The sequence below is a fragment of the Streptococcus sp. HMSC073F11 genome (assembly GCF_001810785.1).
GTDB lineage: Bacteria > Bacillota > Bacilli > Lactobacillales > Streptococcaceae > Streptococcus.
This window is the reverse complement of sequence record NZ_KV802691.1, coordinates 75,159-99,830: the sequence shown is the minus strand read 5'-3', so window position 1 is coordinate 99,830 and position 24,672 is coordinate 75,159. Positions and strand designations below refer to the sequence as shown.

27 protein-coding genes and 3 riboswitches are annotated in these 24,672 nt (G+C 40.7%); of the genes, 24 read left to right on the top strand and 3 right to left on the bottom strand.

Going from position 1 to position 24,672, the window contains the following annotated elements:
* Positions 1 to 9: 9 nt before the first annotated feature.
* A complete protein-coding gene (pyrE, locus tag HMPREF2764_RS06245; RefSeq protein ID WP_004261667.1) occupies positions 10 to 642 on the top strand; it encodes an orotate phosphoribosyltransferase in 633 nt (210 codons plus the stop codon).
* A gap of 50 nt (positions 643 to 692) precedes the next feature.
* On the opposite strand, the gene HMPREF2764_RS06240 is transcribed toward pyrE, so the two are convergent.
* Entirely contained in the window at positions 693 to 1,316 is a 624-nt protein-coding gene (locus tag HMPREF2764_RS06240) for a cysteine hydrolase family protein (RefSeq protein WP_049478141.1), read from the bottom strand.
* 254 nt (positions 1,317 to 1,570) lie between these two features.
* Here HMPREF2764_RS06240 and HMPREF2764_RS06235 point away from each other — a divergent pair, with 254 nt between their 5' ends.
* The 14 genes from HMPREF2764_RS06235 (at position 1,571) to thiE (HMPREF2764_RS06170) (ending at position 12,612) form a co-directional block, all read left to right on the top strand.
* Positions 1,571 to 2,131, top strand: coding sequence for a TetR/AcrR family transcriptional regulator (locus tag HMPREF2764_RS06235; RefSeq protein ID WP_000111607.1), 561 nt, complete (start codon positions 1,571 to 1,573; stop codon positions 2,129 to 2,131).
* A gap of 172 nt (positions 2,132 to 2,303) precedes the next feature.
* A complete protein-coding gene (locus HMPREF2764_RS06230; protein WP_002880183.1) occupies positions 2,304 to 2,618 on the top strand; it encodes a hypothetical protein in 315 nt (104 codons plus the stop codon).
* Between the two features lie 20 nt (positions 2,619 to 2,638).
* The gene (locus tag HMPREF2764_RS10145; RefSeq protein WP_158086419.1) at positions 2,639 to 2,944 is read left to right on the top strand and encodes a hypothetical protein; all 306 of its coding nucleotides are present in this window, start codon (positions 2,639 to 2,641) and stop codon (positions 2,942 to 2,944) included.
* Positions 2,945 to 3,104: 160 nt separating this feature from the next.
* On the top strand, positions 3,105 to 4,241 hold the full coding sequence (lctO, locus tag HMPREF2764_RS06220; protein WP_070528035.1) for an L-lactate oxidase: 1,137 nt from the start codon (positions 3,105 to 3,107) through the stop codon (positions 4,239 to 4,241).
* Between the two features lie 148 nt (positions 4,242 to 4,389).
* Positions 4,390 to 4,478: riboswitch (TPP riboswitch) on the top strand.
* A 215-nt stretch (positions 4,479 to 4,693) separates the two neighbouring features.
* Positions 4,694 to 5,362 (top strand): TenA family protein, encoded by a 669-nt coding sequence (locus HMPREF2764_RS06215; protein ID WP_033605928.1) that lies wholly within the window; start codon positions 4,694 to 4,696, stop codon positions 5,360 to 5,362.
* Positions 5,363 to 5,489: 127 nt separating this feature from the next.
* Positions 5,490 to 6,272, top strand: coding sequence for a hydroxyethylthiazole kinase (gene thiM, locus HMPREF2764_RS06210; protein WP_033605927.1), 783 nt, complete (start codon positions 5,490 to 5,492; stop codon positions 6,270 to 6,272).
* A 1-nt stretch (position 6,273) separates the two neighbouring features.
* Positions 6,274 to 6,903, top strand: a complete 630-nt coding sequence (thiE, locus tag HMPREF2764_RS06205) for a thiamine phosphate synthase (protein ID WP_033605926.1) — start codon at positions 6,274 to 6,276, stop codon at positions 6,901 to 6,903.
* A 213-nt stretch (positions 6,904 to 7,116) separates the two neighbouring features.
* Positions 7,117 to 7,205: riboswitch (TPP riboswitch) on the top strand.
* 148 nt (positions 7,206 to 7,353) lie between these two features.
* Positions 7,354 to 7,914 carry an ECF transporter S component gene (locus HMPREF2764_RS06200; RefSeq protein ID WP_070528032.1) on the top strand — a complete coding sequence of 187 codons (561 nt, stop codon included), beginning with the start codon at positions 7,354 to 7,356 and terminating at the stop codon, positions 7,912 to 7,914.
* Positions 7,915 to 9,300, top strand: coding sequence for an ATP-binding cassette domain-containing protein (locus HMPREF2764_RS06195; RefSeq protein ID WP_070528029.1), 1,386 nt, complete (start codon positions 7,915 to 7,917; stop codon positions 9,298 to 9,300).
* Between the two features lies 1 nt (position 9,301).
* Complete coding sequence (locus HMPREF2764_RS06190) at positions 9,302 to 9,952, top strand: energy-coupling factor transporter transmembrane component T (RefSeq protein WP_000241384.1); 651 nt, start codon at positions 9,302 to 9,304, stop codon at positions 9,950 to 9,952.
* 10 nt (positions 9,953 to 9,962) lie between these two features.
* On the top strand, positions 9,963 to 10,655 hold the full coding sequence (tenA, locus tag HMPREF2764_RS06185; protein ID WP_004256208.1) for a thiaminase II: 693 nt from the start codon (positions 9,963 to 9,965) through the stop codon (positions 10,653 to 10,655).
* A gap of 4 nt (positions 10,656 to 10,659) precedes the next feature.
* Entirely contained in the window at positions 10,660 to 11,184 is a 525-nt protein-coding gene (gene thiW, locus HMPREF2764_RS06180; RefSeq protein WP_070528025.1) for an energy coupling factor transporter S component ThiW, read from the top strand.
* Positions 11,184 to 11,987 carry a hydroxyethylthiazole kinase gene (locus HMPREF2764_RS06175; protein WP_070528022.1) on the top strand — a complete coding sequence of 268 codons (804 nt, stop codon included), beginning with the start codon at positions 11,184 to 11,186 and terminating at the stop codon, positions 11,985 to 11,987. The genes thiW and HMPREF2764_RS06175 overlap by 1 nt, the downstream gene beginning before the upstream one ends.
* A complete protein-coding gene (thiE, locus tag HMPREF2764_RS06170; RefSeq protein WP_070528018.1) occupies positions 11,980 to 12,612 on the top strand; it encodes a thiamine phosphate synthase in 633 nt (210 codons plus the stop codon). Before HMPREF2764_RS06175 ends, thiE (HMPREF2764_RS06170) begins: the two co-directional genes overlap by 8 nt.
* Positions 12,613 to 12,771: 159 nt before the next feature.
* Here the strand turns inward: thiE (HMPREF2764_RS06170) and thiD are convergent, their stop codons facing one another.
* The gene (thiD, locus tag HMPREF2764_RS06165; protein ID WP_000221754.1) at positions 12,772 to 13,563 is read right to left on the bottom strand and encodes a bifunctional hydroxymethylpyrimidine kinase/phosphomethylpyrimidine kinase; all 792 of its coding nucleotides are present in this window, start codon (positions 13,561 to 13,563) and stop codon (positions 12,772 to 12,774) included.
* Positions 13,564 to 13,646: 83 nt separating this feature from the next.
* Positions 13,647 to 13,744, bottom strand: a riboswitch (TPP riboswitch).
* 183 nt (positions 13,745 to 13,927) lie between these two features.
* On the opposite strand from thiD, the gene HMPREF2764_RS06160 reads away from it, so the two are divergent.
* The 9 genes from HMPREF2764_RS06160 to manA all read left to right on the top strand — a co-directional run bounded on the left by HMPREF2764_RS06160 (position 13,928) and on the right by manA (position 23,024).
* The gene (locus HMPREF2764_RS06160) at positions 13,928 to 14,323 is read left to right on the top strand and encodes a CopY/TcrY family copper transport repressor (protein ID WP_001167188.1); all 396 of its coding nucleotides are present in this window, start codon (positions 13,928 to 13,930) and stop codon (positions 14,321 to 14,323) included.
* Between the two features lie 10 nt (positions 14,324 to 14,333).
* Positions 14,334 to 14,705 carry a cupredoxin domain-containing protein gene (locus HMPREF2764_RS06155; protein WP_000932059.1) on the top strand — a complete coding sequence of 124 codons (372 nt, stop codon included), beginning with the start codon at positions 14,334 to 14,336 and terminating at the stop codon, positions 14,703 to 14,705.
* Between the two features lie 9 nt (positions 14,706 to 14,714).
* Positions 14,715 to 16,958, top strand: a complete 2,244-nt coding sequence (locus HMPREF2764_RS06150) for a heavy metal translocating P-type ATPase (RefSeq protein ID WP_070528015.1) — start codon at positions 14,715 to 14,717, stop codon at positions 16,956 to 16,958.
* 322 nt (positions 16,959 to 17,280) lie between these two features.
* Positions 17,281 to 19,056 carry a pyruvate oxidase gene (gene spxB / locus HMPREF2764_RS06145; RefSeq protein ID WP_004261620.1) on the top strand — a complete coding sequence of 592 codons (1,776 nt, stop codon included), beginning with the start codon at positions 17,281 to 17,283 and terminating at the stop codon, positions 19,054 to 19,056.
* A gap of 109 nt (positions 19,057 to 19,165) precedes the next feature.
* Complete coding sequence (locus tag HMPREF2764_RS06140; RefSeq protein ID WP_060806246.1) at positions 19,166 to 19,513, top strand: VOC family protein; 348 nt, start codon at positions 19,166 to 19,168, stop codon at positions 19,511 to 19,513.
* Positions 19,514 to 19,796: 283 nt separating this feature from the next.
* Positions 19,797 to 19,952, top strand: coding sequence for a hypothetical protein (locus HMPREF2764_RS10140; RefSeq protein ID WP_186821162.1), 156 nt, complete (start codon positions 19,797 to 19,799; stop codon positions 19,950 to 19,952).
* 178 nt (positions 19,953 to 20,130) lie between these two features.
* Positions 20,131 to 20,391 carry a SemiSWEET family transporter gene (locus tag HMPREF2764_RS06135; protein WP_070528089.1) on the top strand — a complete coding sequence of 87 codons (261 nt, stop codon included), beginning with the start codon at positions 20,131 to 20,133 and terminating at the stop codon, positions 20,389 to 20,391.
* A 128-nt stretch (positions 20,392 to 20,519) separates the two neighbouring features.
* The gene (locus HMPREF2764_RS06130; protein WP_070528012.1) at positions 20,520 to 21,959 is read left to right on the top strand and encodes a 6-phospho-beta-glucosidase; all 1,440 of its coding nucleotides are present in this window, start codon (positions 20,520 to 20,522) and stop codon (positions 21,957 to 21,959) included.
* Between the two features lie 120 nt (positions 21,960 to 22,079).
* On the top strand, positions 22,080 to 23,024 hold the full coding sequence (gene manA / locus HMPREF2764_RS06125) for a mannose-6-phosphate isomerase, class I (RefSeq protein ID WP_070528009.1): 945 nt from the start codon (positions 22,080 to 22,082) through the stop codon (positions 23,022 to 23,024).
* A 40-nt stretch (positions 23,025 to 23,064) separates the two neighbouring features.
* On the opposite strand, the gene HMPREF2764_RS06120 is transcribed toward manA, so the two are convergent.
* On the bottom strand, positions 23,065 to 24,405 hold the full coding sequence (locus tag HMPREF2764_RS06120; protein WP_070528006.1) for a sodium-dependent transporter: 1,341 nt from the start codon (positions 24,403 to 24,405) through the stop codon (positions 23,065 to 23,067).
* Positions 24,406 to 24,672 lie beyond the last annotated feature (267 nt).

Below are 24,672 nucleotides of genomic sequence, written 5' to 3'. Positions count from 1 at the left end.
GAGAAGACCATGACACTTGCTAAAGATATCGCTAGCCACCTCTTGAAAATTCAAGCCGTTTACCTCAAACCAGAGGAGCCTTTCACTTGGGCATCTGGTATTAAGTCACCGATTTACACAGATAACCGTGTGACACTAGCCTATCCAGAAACTCGTACTCTCATTGAAAATGGTTTTGTAGATGCTATCAAAGAAGCCTTTCCGGAGGTTGAAGTGATTGCAGGAACTGCGACAGCAGGGATTCCACACGGAGCTATTATTGCTGACAAGATGAATCTGCCATTTGCCTACATCCGTAGCAAACCAAAAGACCACGGAGCTGGTAATCAAATCGAAGGCCGCGTAGCTCAAGGTCAAAAAATGGTAGTGGTTGAAGACCTTATTTCAACTGGTGGTTCTGTTCTTGAAGCTGTAGCAGCTGCTAAACGAGAAGGAGCAGATGTGCTTGGAGTTGTAGCAATCTTCAGCTACCAATTGCCAAAAGCAGATAAGAACTTCTCAGATGCAGGTGTCAAACTAGTAACGCTTTCTAACTACAGTGAACTCATCCATCTAGCCCAAGAAGAAGGCTATATCACACCAGAAGGGCTCGACCTTCTAAAACGATTTAAAGAAGACCAAGAAAATTGGCAAAACGCCTAAAACATAGAAAATCAGGTAGTCACTAGGATTACCTGATTTTGTTTTTAATACTAAAGTTGAGCGATAACTTCCTCAGTTGTCAAAACTTGGTTGGCAATGTAGCCGTAGTTTGTTAGTGCAGCTTGGTAGGCTTCTTCACCTGGAGCACCGACAGCATCGTTAACAACAATGACATTGTAGCCTAATTCTATGAGTTCACGCATGTGTGAATCCACGCAGAGATTAGCATTCATACCAGCCAAGATGACGGTGTCGATACCATTTTTGCGGAGTTGAAGGTTAAGGTCGTTGCTTTCTGGGCCAAAGATTTTATGTCCGTTGACAACAATAGTATCTTCATCCAAAAATGGTTTAATCTCTTCAATCATATCTGCTCCAGAGCCTTCTGGAATTGCTGAATACTGGCTATCACGCCAAAACATTTCGTTTTCAATCATCATCGTTTCACCAGCAGCTTTAAATTGCCACTTGTGATCGTGTGGATAGAAGTAGTGCGGTGAGATAAAACGCTTGTAGCCACGCTCTTTAGCAAGAGCGAAAAGCTTTGTCAGATTTTCAATAGTATTAACTTTTTCAAGAACATCTTTAGTTGCTCCGAATCCTTTACCAGGATGTTTTAGGAATTCAACTTGTGGGTCTGTGATAACAAATGCGACATTTTTCTGATTGAACATGAGGTTCCTCCTAATATGATTTGATTAACAGCCAATAGGAATTTAGACTGTTAGTTTGATGATTTTCCAAATGGTAGTTTTAGTTATATACTGACCATTCGGTACAATTATAATAACATCTAAAATTGAATTTGTAAATTAATTTGCTCAGAACAAAAAATTTTAATGATAAAACAGTGGCAAAAGGAGGTGGTTTCAATTGTTTGGTCTCAGACTCTGAATCTGCTATAATAGGAAAAAAGAGAGGTGAGTAGATGAGCGTTAAAGAGCGTATTTTACAAAGTGCTGAGGAATTGATTTATCAGAAGGGTTATGTGGCCACCTCCATCAGTGACATCATGGAGGCAGCTGATGTTGGCAAGGGACAGCTTTATTATTATTTCAAATCTAAGAAGGAAATTGGTTTGACGGTCATTCAAGATATTTTAGCAAATTGGCGAAAAGAGCTTTTTGAAGATATTTTTGAAGCAGACAAGTCTGACAGTGACAAGTTTTCGGATATGATTGACTGGGTTTGTCAATTTCATGAAAGTCAGACGGTCTTTTATGGTTGCCCAATTGGTAATCTGATTGTGGAATTGTCCACAGAAGATGAGAACTTCCGCTGTCCTCTCAATGATTTTATGACCCAGTGGACAGAGAAGTTAGCCAGCCTCTTGCAAGACCTGCATGCTGACTGGTCAGAAGAGCGGGCGCAGTTGCAGGCCCGTCAAGTCATCTCCAGTATTCAAGGCAGCATTGTCATTCTCAAAGTCAGCCAAGACATCCAAGTTTTAGAAAATAATATGACGGATTTGAAAAAGAATTATTGTTAATTTTTAGCCGAAGAATTAAAAGTATGTTAATTTATGGATTGTGGTTAGAGGTAAGAATGACAACAGATATTAAAACTGAAATTGGTCATAGAGTAAGACAGGAACGTGAACGTCACAAATTGATGAGAGAAGAGGTCTGTGGACAGAAGCTGACTTAATAATCAAACAGCTGATGCGTACTGAGCTTGGGCAATCCTTGCCAACAATTACTAAGTTACAATATTTATCTAAGCGATTAGAAGTTCCGATAGATACTTTTCTTGAAAATAAAGAACTAGCTCTTCCTGAGGAAGAGTTGCTGAGTCTAGACTTGATTGAAAGAATATTAGACTTGATAAGAACAGGGACAGGTAGTTTCGCTGAAGATATTTTTGATGATTATTTTAAGCAAGTAACACTAAAGCAAGTTTACACATTCAATGATTTACTATTAATTGATTATTTTGCTATGCAATGTCAAGACTTGATTTATAGAAGAGAGCATTAGATGATTTTCGGATTAAGTTGTTGAAACAGCAATTAGTTAGTGATGAAATGTATAATGTAGAGCTACTATCAGTTCTTTGTGCCATAGCGGGTGTTTATGTTGTTCATAATGACTATAAGCATATGATATCTCTAGTAAAAAAGATGAATGAAATTTTATCAGTAACAATGTTGCAAGTCTATAAACCTGGAATTTCAGTATTTGAAGCTAAGTGCTATCTTTATTTTGAAAATGATAAAAATAAAGCAAAGGAACTTTATCACTCAGCAACTATACTAGCTGAACAATTTGATGATAAAGTATTAGAAAATGAAAAGATTATTTGAATTTCCATAACTTAAGAAAGTTCATCATTTTTAATTATCGCTGTAAAATGATTGAAAGTATGAAATTTCCAAACAAAATATTTGAAAAATTTTGAAAAAAGAGTTAGAATATTTTTTGTAATATACAAAGTAAACGCTTACTTATCAAGGAGGACATTTTATGTCATACAAAACAAGCAATGCAGAAGGTCATGTAGATTTCATCAATACCTATGATTTGGAGCCAATGGCGCAACAAGTTATTCCTAAAGCAGCATTTGGCTATATCGCTAGTGGGGCGGAGGATACTTTCACTTTGCGTGAGAATATTCGTGCCTTTAACCACAAACTCATCGTTCCTCATACACTTTGCAATGTAGAAAATCCAAGTACAGAGATTGAATTTGCAGGCGAAAAATTGTCTTCACCAATCATTATGGCGCCTGTTGCGGCTCATAAATTGGCAAATGAACAGGGTGAAGTGGCGACTGCGCGTGGTGTGCATGAGTTTGGTTCTCTCTATACAACCAGCTCTTACTCTACTGTCGACCTTCCAGAAATTACGGAAGCCCTTCAAGGGACACCTCATTGGTTCCAGTTTTACTTTAGTAAAGATGATGGTATCAATCGCCACATCATGGACCGTGTGAAGGCTGAAGGTTATAAAGCGATTGTCTTGACGGCTGATGCTACGGTAGGGGGCAATCGTGAGGTCGATAAGCGTAATGGTTTTGTCTTCCCAGTTGGCATGCCGATTGTTGAGGAATATCTGCCAGAAGGTGCTGGAAAATCAATGGACTTTGTTTACAAATCAGCTAAACAACGCTTGTCTCCACGTGATGTAGAATTTATCGCTGAATACTCAGGACTTCCTGTTTATGTCAAGGGACCACAATGCCGTGAGGACGTTGAACGTTCGCTTGCTGCAGGTGCTTCTGGTATCTGGGTGACCAACCATGGTGGCCATCAAATCGACGGTGGACCAGCTGCCTTCGATTCACTTCAAGAAGTAGCTGAAGCAGTTGATAAACGTGTGCCAATTGTCTTTGACTCTGGTATTCGTCGTGGCCAACACGTCTTTAAAGCCTTGGCTTCAGGAGCAGACTTGGTAGCTATTGGCCGCCCGGTTATCTATGGCTTGGCTCTCGGCGGTAGTGTTGGTGTGCGTCAAGTCTTTGAACACTTGAATGCGGAATTGAAGACAGTCATGCAGTTGTCTGGAACTCAGACTATTGAAGATGTTAAACACTTTAAACTTCGTCATAACCCATACAACCCAACCTTCCCAGTTGACCCACGCGACTTAAAATTGTATTGATAAAAGAGATTGCCTCCACTTGATGTGGAGGTTTTTCTTCGTCTATAGGAAGAATAAATCACCATTGAAATCTATATAAATATATTTTCTAATCAAAAATCTTGCTAGGGCTTTCATTTTTTGCTATACTGGTGCAGTAATTAAATAATAAAGACATTTGGGGTGCTTTAGGCTGAGATGATACCCATTGAACCTGATACAGTTAAGACTGGCGAAGGGAAATGTGAAACGTTTTTTCGTATGGCGAAATGAACGATCTAATCTTGTAAGCTAAACTCTAATTCTTGATTGTAATTGGAGTTTTTTTGTTTATATAAACTGGATGAAGGTGATACAAAGCATTTAGGTAGCTTTTCTTGAACGCCCTTGATTTTCTTTAAAAAGGTCAAGTAAAACTAGGATTTTCTTGATGTTTTGTTGATTACGAACGAGTAAAGAGAGGAAAAGTAAATATGGAAAGACAAGACTATGCATTTCAGCCAGGTTTGACTGTTGGAGAATTATTAAAAAGCAGTCAGAAGGATTGGCAGGCTGCAATCAATCATCGTTTTGTTAAGGAACTTTTTGCGGGGACAATTGAGAATAAGGTCTTAAAAGACTACCTAATTCAAGATTATCACTTCTTTGATGCCTTCTTATCCATGCTGGGTGCTTGCGTAGCCCACGCAGACCAGCTTGAATCCAAGCTTCGTTTTGCCAAGCAACTAGGCTTTCTTGAAGCAGATGAAGACGGTTATTTCCAAAAAGCTTTCAAAGATTTAAAAGTATCTGAGAATGACTATCTGGAAGTGACCTTGCATCCTGTAACAAAAGCCTTTCAGGAGCTTATGTATTCTGCTGTATCATCATCAGACTATGCCCATCTTTTAGTCATGCTGGTCATTGCAGAAGGTCTCTATTTAGACTGGGGTTCTAAAGATTTGGCTCTACCTGAAGCCTATATTCATTCGGAATGGATTAATCTCCACAGAGGTCCTTTCTTTGCAGAGTGGGTTCAATTTCTGGTTGACGAACTCAATCGTGTCGGAAAAGGTCGAGAAGATTTGACAGAACTTAAGCAACGCTGGAACCAAGCAGTCGCTTTAGAATTAGCCTTTTTTGATATTGGTTATGATGCTTAGGGAAAGTTCAGGATACTGACAAATTTGATGAGGTAAATCATTCAATGTAACTGAAAAATTTCTTAACGAAAGATAGAGATAAATCGAAATCAGTAGATCGTATAAAGTGAAAAGGAAGGATTTCAATATGACAAGTTTAAAATTATTAAAAGAAAAAGCACCATTAGTAATCTGTATCACCAATGATGTTGTAAAAAACTTTACAGCAAATGGATTAGTAGCACTGGGTGCCTCACCAGCTATGAGCGAGTACCCAGCAGACTTAGAAGATCTATTAAAATATGCTGGAGGATTATTGATTAACATTGGGACTTTAACGGATAATAATTGGAAGCTGTACCAAGAGGCACTAAAAATTGCTGAAAAATATAATGTTCCTGCAGTTTTAGATCCTGTAGCCTGTGGAGCAGGAGAATATAGAAAAAAAGTAGCAGATGATCTAATCAATAATTACAAACTGGCAGCGATTAGGGGAAATGCTGGCGAGATTGCCTCTTTAGTAGGAATAAATGTGGCATCTAAAGGAGTAGATAGTGCAGGCGTAGATAATATTGATGAAATTGCTCTAGCAGCAAATAAAAAGTTCAATATTCCAATAGTAGTAACAGGTGAAGTGGATGCCATTGCGGTTAATGGAGAAGTTGTAACGATTCATAATGGTAGTGCCATGATGCCAAAAGTTATTGGGACAGGATGCTTATTAGGTGCTGTAGTAGCAAGCTTTATCGGACTTGAAAAAGGTCAAGAATTGAAATCATTAGAAACAGCAATGTTGGTTTACAATATCGCTGGAGAAATGGCAGAAAAACGTCCAAATGGGCATCTTCCTGGAACATTTAAAGTTGAATTTATAAATGCCTTATACGAGATTACAGACGAAGATGTAAAGGAATTCAAAAGAGTGAAGTAAGATGTTTCATAAAGAATTACTAAAACTATATTTTATTTGTGGAACGACTACTTGCCAAGGAAAAGATATATATAGAGTCGTTGAGGAAGCCTTAAAAGGTGGTATAACCTTATTTCAATTCCGTGAAAAAGGTGAGGGAGCCTTAGAAGGTAAAGAAAAAGTCGAATTAGCAATTAAACTACAGGATCTTTGTAAAAAATACAATGTTCCGTTTATTGTTAATGATGATATTGATTTGGCAATGGAAATTGATGCTGATGGTGTACATGTAGGACAGGATGATCTTGGTGTTGATGAAATTAGAAAATTGATGCCAGATAAAATAATTGGTCTTTCTATAAAAAACGAGGAAGAATTTCAACAATCAAAAGTTGAATATGTAGATTATGTTGGTGTTGGTCCTGTATTTGATACCCAGTCAAAAGATGATGCTGGTGGTGCTATAGGTTATGAAGGTCTTAAATTGATGAGAAAACTATTGCCACAAATTCCCTTAGTTGCAATTGGTGGGATACAGACGCAACATATTAAAGATATTATGAAGACCAATGTTGACGGCGTTTCAATCATTTCAGCAATATCGTATGCAAAAAATATAGAAAAAACTGTTCGGGAAATGAGTGAACAATAGGCATCAATTTTTCCTTGGATTCTGAGGGAGTAGGATTTTCTTTTTTCTAAAAAGATATGTCCAGATTCAGTTCAAATAGCTAATCCATCAAATAAGTCATTTATTTTTTGCAAAAGAAAGATCTGCTGTCTTTTTGAGTACAAGGCTGTATTTCCAGTTCAATTCCTTGAACTAGAATAAATCGTCTGTTAAAATAATTATATAATTAAATAATAAAGACATTTGGGGTGCCTTAGGCTGAGATGATACCCATTGAACCTGATACAGTTAAGACTGGCGAAGGGAAATGTGAAAAGGTTTTTTTCGTATGTCGAAGGAAACTGTCTAATCTTGTAAGGTGAACTCTAATTCTTAATTGTAATTGGAGTTTTTTTGTTTATACAAACTGGATAGGCTTGTTTAGGTAGCTCTCCTTGAATGCCCCACTTTTCTTTAAAAAAGGAGTTTTTTATGTTGAAAAAATGGCAGTTAAAAGATGTTATCTTGCTTGCTTTCTTGTCTATCTTTTTTGGTGGCGTTTTTGTGGGTTCAGGCTATCTGTTTGATATCCTCACTCTGATCTTGGCCCCTCTTGGTTTGCAGGCCTTTGCCAATGAAATCCTCTTTGGTCTCTGGTGTATGGCTGCGCCCATTGCGGCTATCTTTGTTCCAAGAGTCGGAAGTGCAACGATTGGAGAAGTGCTCGCTGCGCTTGCTGAAGTCCTTTATGGTAGCCAATTCGGCCTAGGCGCCCTTTTGTCTGGCTTGGTTCAGGGGCTGGGAAGTGAACTTGGTTTTCTCGTAACCAAGAATCGCTATGAAAGTTGGCTCTCTCTAACTGCCAATAGTATTGGGATTACGCTTTTTAGCTTTGTCTATGAATACATTAAATTAGGTTACTATGCCTTTTCTCTTCCTTTTGTCCTTTCCTTGCTTGTGGTGCGTTTTATTTCCGTCTTTTTCTTCTGTACCATCTTGGTTCGTGCCATTGTCAAACTCTATCATCAGTTTGCAGCTGGAGGAAAGGCATAGATGGGGCTGGAACTACGGGGGATTCAGTCCCCAATTTTTTCGGAGCCGATTGATTTTACTTTTCATGCGCAAGCTTTTACCTTGTTAGTTGGGAGCAGTGGTTCAGGAAAATCCAGTCTCTTTCAAATTATTGCTCAAGTCAGTTCTCTTCCCTATAGTGGTCAAGTCCTGATAGATGGGAGCGAGGTTAGTCAGCTTTCTACCGTTGAACGTGTCCAGACGGTTGGCATTCTCTTTCAAAATCCCAATCATCAATTTACCATGGAGAACTTGTTTGAGGAGCTGATTTTTACCTTGGAGAATATCGGCCATCCCGTTCAGAAAATTGATTCTAAAATAGCTGAGGTGGTCCGGCAATGTCGTTGCGAGCTAATCTTGCACCGTCCTATTCATCACCTATCAGGTGGGGAAAAGCAAAAGGCTGCTTTGGCTGTTCTCTTTGCTATGAATCCTAGGGTCTATCTCTTGGATGAGCCCTTCGCTTCCATTGACCGCAAGAGTAGGATAGAGATATTGGAGATTCTAAAAGAGTTGGTCTCTGATGGGAAGACAGTTATCCTGTGCGACCATGATTTAACGGACTATGAAGTCTATATCGACCATATGGTGGAGCTAAGAGATGGCCAACTAAGGGAAGTGTTTCAAATCCCTACCTCTGAGATGACAAAGGTTGCTTCAAAGGAAGTTGCTTCTAGTCCAGAACTATTCCATATGGATCGTGTGACTTGTGAGCTGGGTAATCGCCCCCTCTTTTCGATTGCTGATTTCACGTTTTACCAAGGAATTTCCTGTATCCTAGGTGATAATGGTGTCGGGAAATCAACCCTCTTTCGCTCTATTCTTCAATTTCAAAAGTATAAAGGGCTCATTTCTTGGAAGGGGACAGTTCTGAAAAAGAAAAAGGGTTTGTATCGTGATCTGACGGGAGTTGTTCAGGAAGCTGAGAAGCAGTTTATCCGAGTCAGTCTGAGAGAAGAACTGCAATTAGATAGCTCAGACTCTGAAAGAAATCAGCGGATTCTCCAAGCTTTACAATATTTTGATCTGGAGCAGGCACTTGATAAGAGTCCCTATGAATTAAGTGGTGGCCAGCAAAAGATTCTTCAGCTCTTGACCATCTTGACCAGCAAGGCGTCTGTGATTTTGCTAGATGAACCTTTTGCAGGTTTGGATGATAGAGCCTGCCATTATTTTTGCAAGTGGATTGTGGAGGAGAGAAATCAGGGAAGAAGTTTTCTGATCATTAGCCATCGTTTAGATCCCTTGATCTCTGTGGTTGATTATTGGATTGAGATGACTAGTCAGGGTCTCAGTCATGTGAAAAAAGTGACAATTACCAAACCACTCACATCTCAGAGTAGCAATACTCAAGGGGAGGTGAGATAGTATGGTCAAAGTAGCAACCCAGACACCGATTATCAGTCTCTTCTTGCTGATTTTATCCTTGGAAACATCTTTCATTCCTTCGATTGCTCTTAATCTCTCGGTAGTCGCATTTTGCATTCTCTTTATGCTCTATTACCGGCGATTTAAAGTATTGGCTTGGATGATTCTGCTCGCCATTTTGCCATCCTTGGCCAACTACTGGGCAGTTCAGTTACATGGGGATGCTTCGCAGGCAGTCATGCTTGGAACGAGGGCCTTTGTGACCGTTTGTATTGGTCTTGTCTTTGTTTCCTCTATTTCCCTAAAAGAGCTTCTCTTGTACTTGGCTCAAAAGGGGTTATCACGCTCTTGGGCCTATGCCTTGATTGTGGTATTCAATTCCTTCCCCCTTATCCAGCAAGAAATCAAGTCCCTCAAGGAAGCTTGCTTATTACGCGGTCAAGAACTACATTTTTGGTCGCCCTTGATTTACAGCAAGGTTCTGATGACAGTCTTTAGGTGGCGCCATCTTTACCTGAGAGCCCTATCGGCGCATGGATATGACGAACATGCACAGGCGGAGAATCGCTATCGGACTTTTTATATTCCTCAAAGGACACTATTCATCTACCTGCTTTTCTTTTTATTGCTTCAAACCAGTCTATTTTTATAAAGGAGTTATTATGGAATTTACAGATATTGCGATGGAATTATCCAAGGAAGCTTGGCAGACTTCCTTTCATCACCCCTTTGTTTTACAGTTGCAAGAGGGAAATTTAGACCTGTCCATCTTTCGCTATTACTTGATTCAGGATGCCTACTATTTGAAGGCCTTCTCAGAAGCCTATCACCTCTTGGCTGATAAGACTTTGAATGAGGAAATGAGAAGACTCTTGAAACAAAATGCTCAGAGTCTAGTGGAAGGTGAGTTATTTATCCGCCAACAATTTTTCAAGGAATTAGAAATCAGCGACCAGGAAATGGAGCAACATCCAATCGCTCCAACTTGTTATCATTATATCTCTCACATTTATCGGCAATTTGCAGAGCCAAACTTGGGTATTGCCTTTGCGAGCTTGCTGCCTTGTCCTTGGCTATATCATGATATAGGCAAATCACTTAATCTTAAACCATCACCAAATCCTCTCTACCAACAATGGATTGAAACTTATATTACGGATGAGTTGGAGCAACAGATTAGAGAGGAAGAGGCTCTGGTCAATCAACTCTATCGAGAAAGTGACGAGACAGACAAGAAAAAAATGCTAGATGCCTTCCACATCAGTGTTCATATGGAAGCTAAGTTTTGGGAAATGGCCTACCAACATCAGACATGGAAAAGCGATTTACAGTCTTTAGAAACAGGAGAAGAATAGAAATATGAGAAAGCACCAATTACAGGTTCACAAATTAACCATTTTATCCATGATGATTGCCCTTGATGTAGTCCTTACGCCTATCTTTCGGATTGAGGGAATGGCACCGATGTCCAGTGTAGTCAATATTCTAGCAGGAATCATGATGGGACCTGTTTATGCCTTGGCTATGGCTACAGTGACAGCCTTTATCCGTATGACGACTCAAGGAATTCCGCCTTTAGCTCTAACAGGAGCGACTTTTGGAGCCCTTCTAGCAGGTCTCTTTTATAAGTACGGTCGAAAATTTCACTATTCTGCTCTCGGAGAGATTTTGGGAACAGGTATTATTGGTTCTATTATTTCCTATCCTGTTATGGTACTCTTTACAGGATCAGCTGCTAAGCTTAGCTGGTTTATCTATACTCCTCGATTTTTCGGAGCAACCTTAATCGGTACAGCGATTTCCTTTATTGCCTTTCGATTTTTAATCAAGCAGGAATTCTTTAAAAAAGTGCAGGGATATTTTTTTAATGAAAGGATAAACTGATGAAGGAATTGACAAATCCTTTTCCTCTGGAAACAACTTCCCTCATTCACTGCATTACCAATGAGATTTCTTGTGAGATGCTGGCAAATGGGATTTTGGCTCTGGGATGTAAACCAGTTATGGCAGATGATTCCCGTGAGGTTCTTGATTTTACTAAGCAAAGCCAGGCCCTCTTCATCAATTTGGGGCATTTGTCTGCTGAGAAGGAAAAAGCAATCCGTATGGCAGCTTCTTATGCAGCTCAAGTTTCTCTCCCAATGGTAGTAGATGCGGTTGGCGTAACGGCTTCATCCATTCGTAAGAGCTTAGTTAAAGACCTTTTAGACTATAGACCTACGGTTCTTAAAGGAAATATGTCGGAAATCCGAAGTCTTGTTGGCTTAAAACACCACGGCGTTGGGGTCGATGCGAGTGCTAAAGACCAAGAAACTGAGGATTTACTTCAAGTCTTGAAAGACTGGTGTCAGATCTATCCAGGTATGTCATTCTTAGTCACAGGCCCTAAGGACCTCATCGTTTCGAAGAATCAGGTCGCTGTACTGGGAAATGGCTGTGCTGAATTAGACTGGATAACAGGGACAGGAGACTTGGTTGGAGCTTTAACAGCTGTTTTTCTCAGCCAAGGAAAGACTGGCTTTGAAGCTTCCTGCCTAGCGGTTTCTTATCTCAATATCTCTGCTGAGAAAATAGTTGTTCAAGGAATGGGATTGGAAGATTTTCGATACCAAGTTCTCAATCAGCTTTCGCTCCTCAAAAGAGATGAAAACTGGCTAGATGCCATTAAAGGAGATATTTATGAATAGAGAGGCACTTAGACTGTATCTGGTAACCAATCGCTATCAAGATTCCTTGGAAAGCTTTCTTGAAAAAGTTGAGAAAGCTTGCCGTTCAGGCGTTACCATAATCCAATTACGAGAAAAAAATCTCACAACCAATCAATATTATCAACTGGCAAAACAAGTCAAGGAAATAACAGATGCCTATCAGGTACCCTTGATAATCGATGATCGTTTGGATGTCTGTCTTGCGGTTGATGCTGCTGGTTTGCATATTGGCGACGATGAATTACCCGTTTCGGTTGCCCGACAAGTCTTGGGCCCTGACAAAATACTTGGTGTCACAGCTAAAACTGTAAAAAGAGCCCTCGAGGCAGAAGAAGGAGGGGCGAATTACTTGGGGACAGGAGCTATTTTTCCGACTACGACCAAGGAAAATGCGCCTATCACCCTGATTTCAACCTTGAAGACAATTTGCCAAAGGGTCGCCATTCCAGTAGTTGCTATCGGAGGTTTAACTTCGGAGAACATTGACCAACTTATGGGCACTGGCATAGCTGGTGTAGCTGTAGTGCGTGATTTGATGCAGACAGAAGATATAGAGACAAAAACGCAAGCCTTTTTGACAAAGTTGGATGACATTATTTTCTAATTAATACTCAATGAAAATCAAAGAGCAAACTAGGAAGCTAGTCGCAGGTTGCTCAAAGCACAGCTTTGAGGTTGCAGATAAAGCTGACGTCGTTTGAAGAGATTTTCGAAGAGTATAAAAACTCTCTAATTCCCTTAAAGTAGGAACTAGAGAGTTTTTTTAATCTTTAAAGCTTGTATGGTTAACTGGGCCAGAACCATGACCGAGTTGAGGGGCGTCTTGGATGGCTTTCGTGATAAAGGCCTTGGCTTTATCGACTGCTTGATAGAGGGTTTTCCCCTTGGCTAGTTCAGCAGTAATCACTGCAGCAAAGGTACATCCAGTACCATGTGTATGACAGGTTTGAATTCGTGGACTTTCCCAGACAAATTGGTCCTCCTTGGTAAAGAGGAAATCCTTGGCACCGCCTTCGAGATGGCCTCCTTTGATGACAACAGACTGAGGACCAAATTCTTTTAAAATCAGGCGACCGGCACGCTGCATGTCTTCAGGATCATGGATTGAAAAACCAACAATCTCTTCTGCCTCAGGAAGATTGGGTGTAATAATAGTTGCAAGGGGAAGTAGATTTGTTTTTAGGTAGTCTCTGGCACTGGTATCAATCAGGGTGTCTCCGCTTGTTGCGACCATAACAGGGTCAAGGACGTAGGGACAATCCAGCTTTTTAAGATAGGGCTGGATGATCTCCATGATCTCAGTAGTTGCCAACATCCCTGTTTTTACAGCCTGAGGTGGAATATCAGAAAAGACACTCTCCAATTGGGCTTTCAACATTTGAGGAGAAACGTGCTCGATTAATTGAACGCCTCTGGTATTTTGAGCGACAAGACTGGTCACAACGGCCATTCCATAGACATCTCTAGCTTGGAACGACTTTAAATCAGCCATAATGCCAGCACCACCACTAGGGTCAGTCCCTGCAATGGTCAAAGCAACGGGTAAATAAGTCATCTAAAACCTCCCAACCAACTGAAGTTTGTATTCTTAAGAACAAGCTAGTCCGTTTCAGGAAGGCAATAGAAGACTGCTAGTCCCCATTATCATTTCCACTTCCATCAGCTAGCATTACCTAGATTGAGTCAAAGGGTCTAACAGTTGTTAATCTCAGCTTTACGCACCCCTAGTGGTTGTTTTCTTTTTTCTTTAGTATAGCATATTTTTATAGTTTATATAGTAAGATTTGACTGAAAATCCTTTATCAAATGGTTAAAATTCAAATTTTCAAAGAAAAGATTAATTTCATAGTTGACAAATGTAGATTTTAGGAGTATACTAACAATTGTAATTGACAAATGTAGATTTTGGAGGTGTGATTATGCAGATTTCAGATGCAGAATGGCAGGTCATGAAGATTATTTGGATGCAAGGAGAGCAGACTAGTTCAGATTTGATTAGGGTTCTGGCGGAGCGGTTCGACTGGTCCAAGTCGACCATTCAAACTCTTTTGGCTCGTTTGGTTGAGAAAGAGTGCCTGACAAGGAAAAAAGAAGGCAAGTCCTTTGTCTATTCAGCCCTTTTAACTTTGGATCAAAGTCGAGACTTGCTTGTTCAAGATATCAAAGATAAAGTTTGTTCCCGTAGGATTAAGAACTTGTTGGCTGATTTGATTGCTGAATGTGATTTTACTCAGGCTGACTTGGAAGACTTGGAAGCTGTGATTTCTGAGAAGAAATCAAGCGCTGTAACAGAAGTAAAATGTAATTGTATGTAAAGGAGACGTCATGTTGAATATTATTGTAACCATTATTTGTATTGCCCTTATCGCGTTTATCTTGTTTTGGTTTTTCAAAAAGCCTGAAAAATCTGGACAAAAGGCCCAGCAAAAAAACGGCTACCAAGAGATTCGAGTGGAGGTCATGGGGGGCTATACGCCTGAGTTGATTATCCTCAAGAAATCAGTGCCAGCCCGCATTGTCTTTGACCGCAAAGATCCTTCACCATGTTTGGATCAGATCGTATTTCCAGACTTTGGTGTACATGCGGATCTGCCAATGGGGGAAGAGTATGTAGTGGAAATCACGCCTGAGCAGGCTGGAGAGTATGGTTTCTCTTGTGGCATGAATATGATGCACGGTAAGATGATTGTAGAATAGGAGAATGATATGACTGAAATTGTAAAAGCAAGTCTTGAAAATGGTGTTCAAAAAATCCGTATCACGGCAGACAAAGGCTACCATCCAGCCCACATTCAACTGCAAAAAGGAGTTCCTGCTGAGATCACCTTTCACCGTTTGACACCTTCAAACTGTTATAAGGAAATTCTGTTTGAAGAAGAAGGCCTCTTGGAACCAATCGGCGTGGATGAAGAGAAGACAATTCGTTTTACCCCTCAAGAATTAGGTCAACATGAATTTTCTTGTGGTATGAAGATGCAAAAGGGAAGTTATACAGTTGTTGAGAAGACTCGAAAATCTCTATCACTTTTACAGCGTTTTTGGATTACTAGTATCTTTACTGTGCCTCTTGTAATCCTCATGATTGGGATGTCGACAGGAGGAATTAGTCACCAAGTCATGCGTTGGGGCACCTTTTTAGCCACAACACCGATTATGCTAGTAGCAGGTGGTCCTTATATCCAAAGTGCTTGGGCTAGTTTTAAAAAGCACAATGCCAACATGGATACCTTGGTTGCTCTGGGAACCCTAGTGGCCTATTTCTATAGCTTAGTTGCCCTCTTCGCTGGCCTCCCCGTTTACTTTGAAAGTGCTGCCTTTATCTTCTTCTTCGTTCTTATGGGGGCCGTTTTTGAGGAGAAAATGCGGAAAAATACTTCCCAAGCTGTGGAGAAATTACTTGACTTGCAGGCTAAAACAGCAGAAGTATTGCGTGAGGATAACTATGTTCAAGTCCCTTTGGAGCAAGTCAAGGTAGGTGACCTGATTCGAGTGCGTCCCGGTGAAAAGATTGCGGTTGATGGTGTCGTAGTAGAAGGTATCTCTAGTATTGATGAGTCTATGGTGACAGGTGAGAGTCTGCCTGTGGACAAGACAGTTGGAGATACCGTCATTGGTTCAACCATCAATAATAGTGGAACACTTGTTTTTAGAGCAGAAAAAGTTGGTTCAGAGACTGTTTTGGCTCAGATTGTGGATTTTGTGAAGAAAGCTCAGACAAGTCGTGCGCCGATTCAGGACTTGACGGATAAAATTTCAGGGATTTTTGTTCCAGCAGTTGTCATTTTAGGGATTGTGACCTTTTGGGTTTGGTTCGTCTTGCTCAGGGATAGTGTAGTTGTGCTTGGAGCGAGCTTTGTGTCTTCGCTTCTCTATGGAGTAGCAGTTCTGATTATTGCCTGCCCTTGTGCATTGGGACTTGCAACACCGACAGCCCTTATGGTGGGGACAGGTCGCAGTGCCAAGATGGGAGTTCTCCTCAAAAATGGAACGGTTCTACAGGAAATCCAGAAAGTCCAAACTATTGTTTTTGATAAGACAGGAACTTTGACGGAAGGGAAACCTGTGGTCACAGATATCATCGGCGACGAAGTAGAAGTGCTTGGATTGGCAGCTTCCTTGGAAGAAGCTTCTCAACACCCATTGGCTGAGGCTATTGTTAAGCGAGCGACTGAAACTGGACTTGAGCTTCACACTGTGGAAAATTTCCAAGCCTTGCACGGAAAAGGTGTTTCAGGGCAAATCAATGGAAAACAAGTTTTGCTTGGAAATGCTAAAATGCTGGATGGCATGGATATTTCTAGCACTTATCAGGAAAAACTAGAACAACTGGGAAAAGAAGCTAAGACAGTTGTGTTCTTGGCTGTTGAGAATGAAATCAAAGGCTTGCTTGCTCTGCAAGATATTCCTAAGGAAAATGCTAAGCTTGCCATCAGTCAGTTGAAAAAACGAGGTCTTAAAACAGTCATGCTGACAGGAGATAATGCTGGTGTGGCGCGTGCCATTGCCGATCAGATCGGAATCGAAGAGGTCATTGCAGGTGTCTTGCCAGAGGAAAAAGCTCATGAAATCCATAAACTACAAGCGTCTGGCAAAGTAGCCTTTGTTGGGGATGGTATCAATGACGCTCCTGCCCTTAGTGTAGCAGATGTGGGGATTGCTATGGGAGCTGGAACAGATATTGCCATCGAGTCAGCAGATTTGGTGTTGACAACTAATAACCTCCTAGGAGTGGTTCGTGCTTTTGACATGAGTAAGAAAACCTTTAATCGAATTCTGCTCAATCTTTTCTGGGCCTTTATCTACAATGTCGCCGGAATTCCGATTGCAGCAGGAGTCTTTTCTGGTGTTGGACTGGCCCTCAATCCAGAACTGGCAGGTCTAGCTATGGCCTTTAGTTCTGTATCCGTTCTGACTAGTTCACTCTTACTAAACTTTAGTAAAATAGATTAAAAGCGGGCTTGCTCGCTTTTTATACTCTTCAAAAATCTCTTCCAACCACGTCAGCTTTGTCTGCAACCTCAAAGCTGTGCTTTGAGCAACCTGTGGCGAGCTTCCTAGTTTGCTCTGTGATTTTCATTGAGTATTATAAAACAGAAGTTAAAAACGTTTTCAAACTGTACTGTAATAGAGAATAAAAACTTCTGAGCAGATTCTTAGTAAAGTCAAAATAAATGTGATAAATTAGTATTGTAAAAATTTACTGAAACGTTTTCAAAAACTATATGAAACCTTTTTTAGTAGATTTAAAAATATTTGAAGGAGAGTTATCATTATGACTCAAGGGAAAATTACTGCATCTGCAGCAATGCTTAATGTATTGAAAACATGGGGCGTAGACACAATCTACGGTATCCCATCAGGAACACTCAGCTCATTGATGGATGCTTTGGCTGAAGACAAAGATATCCGCTTCTTGCAAGTTCGTCACGAAGAAACAGGTGCTCTTGCAGCGGTTATGCAAGCTAAATTCGGCGGCTCAATCGGGGTTGCAGTTGGTTCAGGTGGTCCAGGTGCGACTCACTTGATTAACGGTGTTTACGATGCAGCTATGGATAACACTCCATTCCTAGCAATCCTTGGATCACGTCCAGTTAACGAACTCAACATGGATGCTTTCCAAGAATTGAACCAAAACCCAATGTACAATGGTATCGCTGTATACAACAAACGTGTAGCTTACGCTGAGCAATTACCAAAAGTAATCGACGAAGCTTGCCGTGCTGCAGTTTCTAAAAAAGGTCCAGCTGTTGTTGAAATCCCAGTAAACTTCGGTTTCCAAGAAATCGACGAAAACTCATACTATGGATCAGGTTCATACGAGCGTTCATTCATCGCTCCTGCTTTGAACGAAGTTGAAATCGACAAAGCTGTTGAAATCTTGAACAATGCTGAACGTCCAGTTATCTATGCTGGTTACGGTGGTGTTAAAGCTGGTGAAGTGATTACTGAATTGTCACGTAAAATCAAAGCACCAATCATCACAACTGGTAAAAACTTTGAAGCTTTCGAATGGAACTATGAAGGTTTGACAGGTTCTGCTTACCGTGTTGGTTGGAAACCAGCCAACGAAGTGGTCTTTGAAGCAGACACAGTTCTTTTCCTTGGTTCAAACTTCCCATTTGCTGAAGTTTATGAAGCATTCAAGAACACTGAAAAATTCATCCAAGTTGATATTGACCCTTACAAACTTGGTAAACGTCACGCCCTTGACGCTTCAATCCTTGGTGACGCAGGTCAAGCAGCGAAAGCAATCCTTGACAAAGTGAATCCAGTTGAATCTACTCCATGGTGGCGTGCAAACGTTAAGAACAACCAAAACTGGCGTGATTACATGAACAAACTCGAAGGTAAAACTGAGGGTGAATTGCAATTGTATCAAGTTTACAATGCAATCAACAAACATGCTGATCAAGACGCTATCTACTCAATCGACGTAGGTGACACTACTCAAACATCTACTCGTCACCTTCACATGACACCTAAGAACATGTGGCGTACATCTCCACTCTTTGCGACAATGGGTATTGCCCTTCCTGGTGGTATCGCTGCTAAGAAAGACAATCCAGATCGCCAAGTATGGAACATCATGGGTGACGGTGCATTCAACATGTGCTACCCAGACGTTATCACAAATGTTCAATACGACCTTCCAGTTATCAACGTTGTCTTCTCAAATGGTAAATATGCCTTCATCAAGGACAAATACGAAGACACAAACAAACACTTGTTTGGTTGTGACTTCCCTAATGCTGACTATGCGAAAATCGCTGAAGCTCAAGGAGCTGTTGGATTTACAGTTGACCGTATCGAAGACATCGATGCAGTTGTTGCAGAAGCTGTTAAATTGAGCAAAGAAGGTAAAACTGTTGTTATCGATGCTCGCATCACTCCACACCGTCCACTTCCAGTAGAAGTACTTGAATTGGATCCAAAACTTCACTCAGAAGAAGCAATCAAAGCTTTCAAGGAAAAATACGAAGCAGAAGAACTCGTACCATTCCGCCTCTTCTTGGAAGAAGAAGGTTTGCAATCACGCGCAATTAAATAATTCCTCTCGTCGAAAATCAAATGTAAACTTTGTAGATTTTATTCTTTGATTTTCAAGAGTCGAACTTGAAAAGATCGGAGTAATCCGGTCTTTTTCTGGAGGATAGTAAATGAATTTAAATCAATTAGATATTATCGTTTCCGATGTTCCACAAGTCTGTGCTGACTTGGAGCGTATTTTGGATAAAAAGTCCGATTATGTTGATGATAGTTTTGCTCAGTTTACGATTGGCAGTCACTGTCTGATGTTGTCCCAAAATCATTTGATTCCTTTGGAAGATTTTCAGTCAGGAATCATTCTTCATATCGAGGTTGAGGATGTAGACCAGAACTACAAACGGTTGAACGAGCTTGGTATCCAGGTTTTAAACGGTCCAACTGTAACCGATTGGGGAACAGAGTCCTTATTAGTTAAAGGCCCTGCTGGTCTAGTGATTGATTTTTATCGTATGAAATAAGGCGTTTAGTTATTTGAAGATAACCTTAACTATTCTTAAAACAGAATGTGAGAATATGAACTATTGAAAGATCGGAGCAATCCGGTCTTTTTAATATAAAGCAATTGCATATAAAAAGTTGACAACGTTTTCCCTGAATCTTATAATAAAAATATAACAGCATAAAGTAAAACTGATATGGAAAGGAGAAATATTTTTTAAACAGCAGTAGTAAGTGAATTTTCTTATCTCATTGGAACTTGGGATTGAAATATCTCCATGAATAGATAGTAGGAGGAAAGAGATGAAAAAAAAGGATATTTATCTAATCTGTGTGACCATGATTATCTGTTCAATTATTATAGGTTTGATTGTAGGAAGTTTTATTTTGCATGGTCTTGAAGATATTGCAGCAATCATTAACCACGGCTTAATGACGATCAATCAGTCCATCCATTAATTGACAAGAGCTATTCATTTTTACATTTTATGGATTAAACAGATCGGAGAAATCCGGTCTTTTTCTTATCACAAGGCTGTGATAGTTTACATTTTTATAACAAAATTCCCAAATTCTTGCTTGTTTTTGTATTAAATTATAAAATAGAAAGTATAAAAGAATAAAAGAGGTTTTGAAAATATCTGAAAAACAAATGAAAATTTTGGGTTGGGTAGCGACCTTCATGTCCATTATGATGTATGTGTCGTATTTACCACAAATCATGAATAATCTAGCTGGTCAAAAAGGGAACTTCATCCAGCCCTTGGTTGCAGCTATCAACTGTAGTCTCTGGGTTTACTACGGTCTTTTCAAGAAGGAAAGAGATATTCCCCTTGCTGCTGCCAATGCACCAGGTATCGTTTTTGGCCTAGTGACAGCTATTACAGCTTTGATTTAAAAAGAAGACTGGTTTCAGTCTTTTTTTCGTACATTTGAGCAAGCTCAGGACATCATTACCCAGATAGTTCCAAACTTTTTGTCCCCTTTTTAGTATAATAGAACTAGCAAATCAAGTGAGGTAAAGTGATGACAGAAATACTACAATTTCCAGAGGGCTTCCTCTGGGGTGGTGCTACGGCAGCTAATCAATGTGAGGGTGCTTATAATCTCGATGGGCGTGGTTTAGCTAACGTTGATGTCGTCCCCATTGGTCCAGATCGTGAAGCCATTATCACAGGTCATAAAAAGATGTTTTCGTTTGAGGAGGGTTATTTTTATCCAGCCAAAGAAGCTATTGATATGTACCATCATTACAAGGAAGATATTGCTCTTTTTGCAGAGATGGGCTTTAAGACTTATCGACTTTCCATTGCTTGGACTAGGATTTTTCCTAAGGGCGACGAAACAGTGCCAAATGAAGCTGGTCTAGCCTTTTATGAGGATTTATTTAAGGAGTGCCACAAGTATGGGATCCAACCTCTGGTGACCATTACGCATTTCGATTGTCCTATGCACTTGATTGAAGAGTACGGTGGTTGGCGCAATCGTCGGATGTTAGACTTCTATGAAAAACTTTGTCGCACACTCTTTACCCGCTATAAGGGTTTGGTCAAATATTGGCTTACCTTTAACGAAATCAACATGATTCTCCATGCACCCTTTATGGGAGCTGGACTCTGTTTTGAAGAAGGTGAAAATCAAGAACAGGTTAAATACCAAGCGGCTCACCATGAGTTGGTGGCTTCAGCCATGGCGACTAAGATTGCCCACGAAATTGACCCAGAAAACAAGGTGGGATGTATGTTGGCAGCAGGGCAATACTATCCTAACACAGCCCATCCGAGAGACTACTGGGCAGCCATGGAGGAAGACCGCAAGAGTTACTTCTTCATTGATGTTCAAGCGCGTGGGGAATACCCAAATTATGCCAAGAAGCAATGGGAGCGTGAGGGGATTGAGATTCATATGACGGCAGAGGATCTGGACTTGTTGAAGAACAATACTGTTGACTTTGTTTCCTTCTCTTACTATGCAAGTCGAGTAGCCTCAGGGGATCCAGAAGTGAGAAATCTGACCGCTGGAAATGTCTTTGCCTCCCTCAAAAATCCCTATCTAGAATCCTCAGAATGGGGGTGGCAGATTGACCCGCTTGGCCTTCGTATCACTCTAAATGCCATCTGGGATCGTTACCAAAAGCCTATGTTTATCGTAGAAAATGGACTCGGTGCTGTGGATACACCGGATGAGAATGGTTATGTAGCAGATGACTATCGGATTGCTTACTTAGAAGCTCATATCAAGGCTATGCGAGATGCCATTTACCAAGATGGTGTTGACTTGCTTGGTTATACGACTTGGGGTTGTATCGATCTGGTTTCAGCTGGCACAGGGGAAATGAATAAACGTTATGGTTTTATCTATGTAGATCGAGATAATGCTGGTCATGGAAGCCTCAAACGTAGCAAGAAGAAATCCTTCTACTGGTACAAGGATGTCATTGCTAGCAATGGTGCAAGCATTGAGTAGAGCACATTTGTTCACTATTTTTATAAAATCTTCTCCCTACTTTATAATATGTGAAAAAGAGTTCAATTAGATGGAGCTTTTTGCTATAATGAGGGGAGAAAAATCAGACAGGAGATCGACATGTCAGAACCATTATTTTTACAATCAGTTATGCAAGAAAAAATCTGGGGTGGAACCAAGCTACGTGATGAGTTTGGCTACGATATCCCAAGTGAAAAAATCGGAGAATACTGGGCTATTTCAGCCCACCCAAATGGAGTTTCAAAGGTCGCTAATGGGCGCTACGAGGGAACAGACCTAGCTACCTTGTATGCAGAGCACCGTGAATTGTTTGGTAATCGTCCAGAGCCTGTGTTTCCACTATTGACCAAGATTCTCGATGCCAACGATTGGCTCAGTGTCCAAGTTCACCCAGACGATGCCTATGGACTAGAGCATGAAGGCGAGCTCGGGAAAACAGAGTGCTGGTACATCATCGCTGCGGATGAAGGTTCAGAGATTATCTATGGCCACAATGCCAAGTCAAAAGAAGAACTCCGTCAGCAAATCGAAGCTAAAGACTGGGATGGTCTATTAACAAAAGTCCCTGTTAAGGCTGGAGATTTCTTCTATGTACCAAGTGGAACCATGCACGCTATCGGGGCAGGTATCTTAATCCTTGAAACCCAGCAGTCTAGTGATACAACCTACCGTGTCTATGACTTTGACCGCAAGGACGACAATGGCAACTTGCGTGAGCTTCACCTTGAAAAATCCATCGATGTCTTGAACATTGGTGAACCAGCAAATAGCCGTCCTGTAACTATCAAGGCTGATGACCTACGTTCAACTCTCCTTGTATCCAATGATTTCTTCGCCGTTTACAAGTGGGAAATCACTGGAAAAGTTGATTTTGAAAAGACAGCTGACTACAGCTTGTTGAGTGTCTTAGCTGGCCAAGGGAAACTGATTGTAGATGGAAAAGATTATCCAATCCAAAAAGGCAGCCACTTTATCCTACCAAGTGATGTTGAAGCTTGGACCTTGGAAGGGCAAGATTTGGAATTGATTGTGAGCCATCCATAAAAAAGAAAGGGCCTGAGTTCACTACTCAAGTCCTTTTTGATTACATAAATTGGGCGATAAAGACTACAATGATGATAATTGGAATGATGAAACGAAGAAGGAAGAGCCAGACTTGGAAAAGTCCTTGTTTCCAGGCTCTTTCATCGAGATGGAGTTCCTCCATGGCAAGGGCCTTTTTGAAGATGTAGCCTGTAAAGAGAGAAAGGCAGAGGGCTCCAAATGGCATGAGGAGATTGGAAACCAAGAAATCCATGGCGTCAAAGAAGGTTTTACCAAAAATGTGAACATCAGCCATGACACCATAGGATAGGGCTGAAGGAATTCCAAAGACAAAGGTCAAAATTCCTAAAATGGTACTCCATTTAGCACGCTTACTGTTGTCCTGGTTGGTGATATTGCCCACATTGATCTCCAGCATCACGACAGAAGAAGTAACCGTCGCAAAGAGGAAGAGCAAGAGGAAAAGAATGTAGAAAATAGTTCCAAAAGGCATCTTGTCAAAGAGTTGAGGCAAGACGATAAAGAGCAGGCTTGGTCCCCCTTCCGACTGGATATTGAAAGCTGACATGGCTGGGAAAATGGCTAGTCCCGCCATGATGGAAACCGAGATGTTCATGGCTACGATGGAAATCCCTGACTGGACCAGATTGGTTTTCTTGTCCAAGTAGGAAGCATAGGTCAGCATGGCTGTAACCCCTAGTGAGAGGGCAAAGAAAGATTGTCCCAGAGCATAAAGGAGACCAGCGCTAGTTAGTTTTGAAAAGTCTGGTTTGAGGAAGTAGAGAACCCCTTCCATGGCGTTTGGCAAGCTGAGAGAGCGCCCGATGATGACGACAAAGATGATAAAGAGTAGCGGCATCATGACTTTTGAGGCTTTTTCAATCCCTTTTTGAACCCCACGTGATACAATAAAGATATTCAACAAGATAAAGGTAGCTTGTGCGCCAAGGGCAATGGCTGGATTTGAAATGATTGAAGTAAATAACTGAGCATAATCACCCGTTCCACCAAGTTGGAACAATTTCCCAAACTCAATACCCAGATAGACTAAAATCCATCCTCCGATGACACTGTAAAAGGAGAGAAGGATAAAGAGGGCAAAGGCACCAATCCAACCAATAAAGTTGTACTTGCTATTGTTACCAAGTTTTCCAAAGGTTTTGATAGCGGAAACGCCAGCACTACGGCCAAGGGCAAACTCAGCCAGCAGGAGCGGGAAGCCGACTAAAATAGTGGAAATGAGAAAGACCAGTAAAAAGCCTCCACCGCCATTAGCAGCAGTCATGTAGGGAAATTTCCAAACGGCTCCAAGTCCGATGGCTGAACCAGCAGATGCTAGGATAAAGCCTAGTTTCGAGCCCCATTGCGATTTTTCTGACATAGTTGAAACTCCAATCTCGTTTTAAAATAAGAAAAGGCTACTTGAGTTGTCAAATAGCCTCATCAGTACTCAAAATGAGCCTTTCTTTTGATTGATAGACTTGACTATCCTATCATGTTTTCTAAGGTCTGTCAAGAAAACCATTTTCAAGTTTTCATACCTTTCTCAAAAAGTTAAAAATTTTTCGTAAAAACGCTTGACTCTGACCTAAGGGGAGGGGTTATACTATCAATGTAATACTCTTCGAAAATCTCTTCAAACCACGTC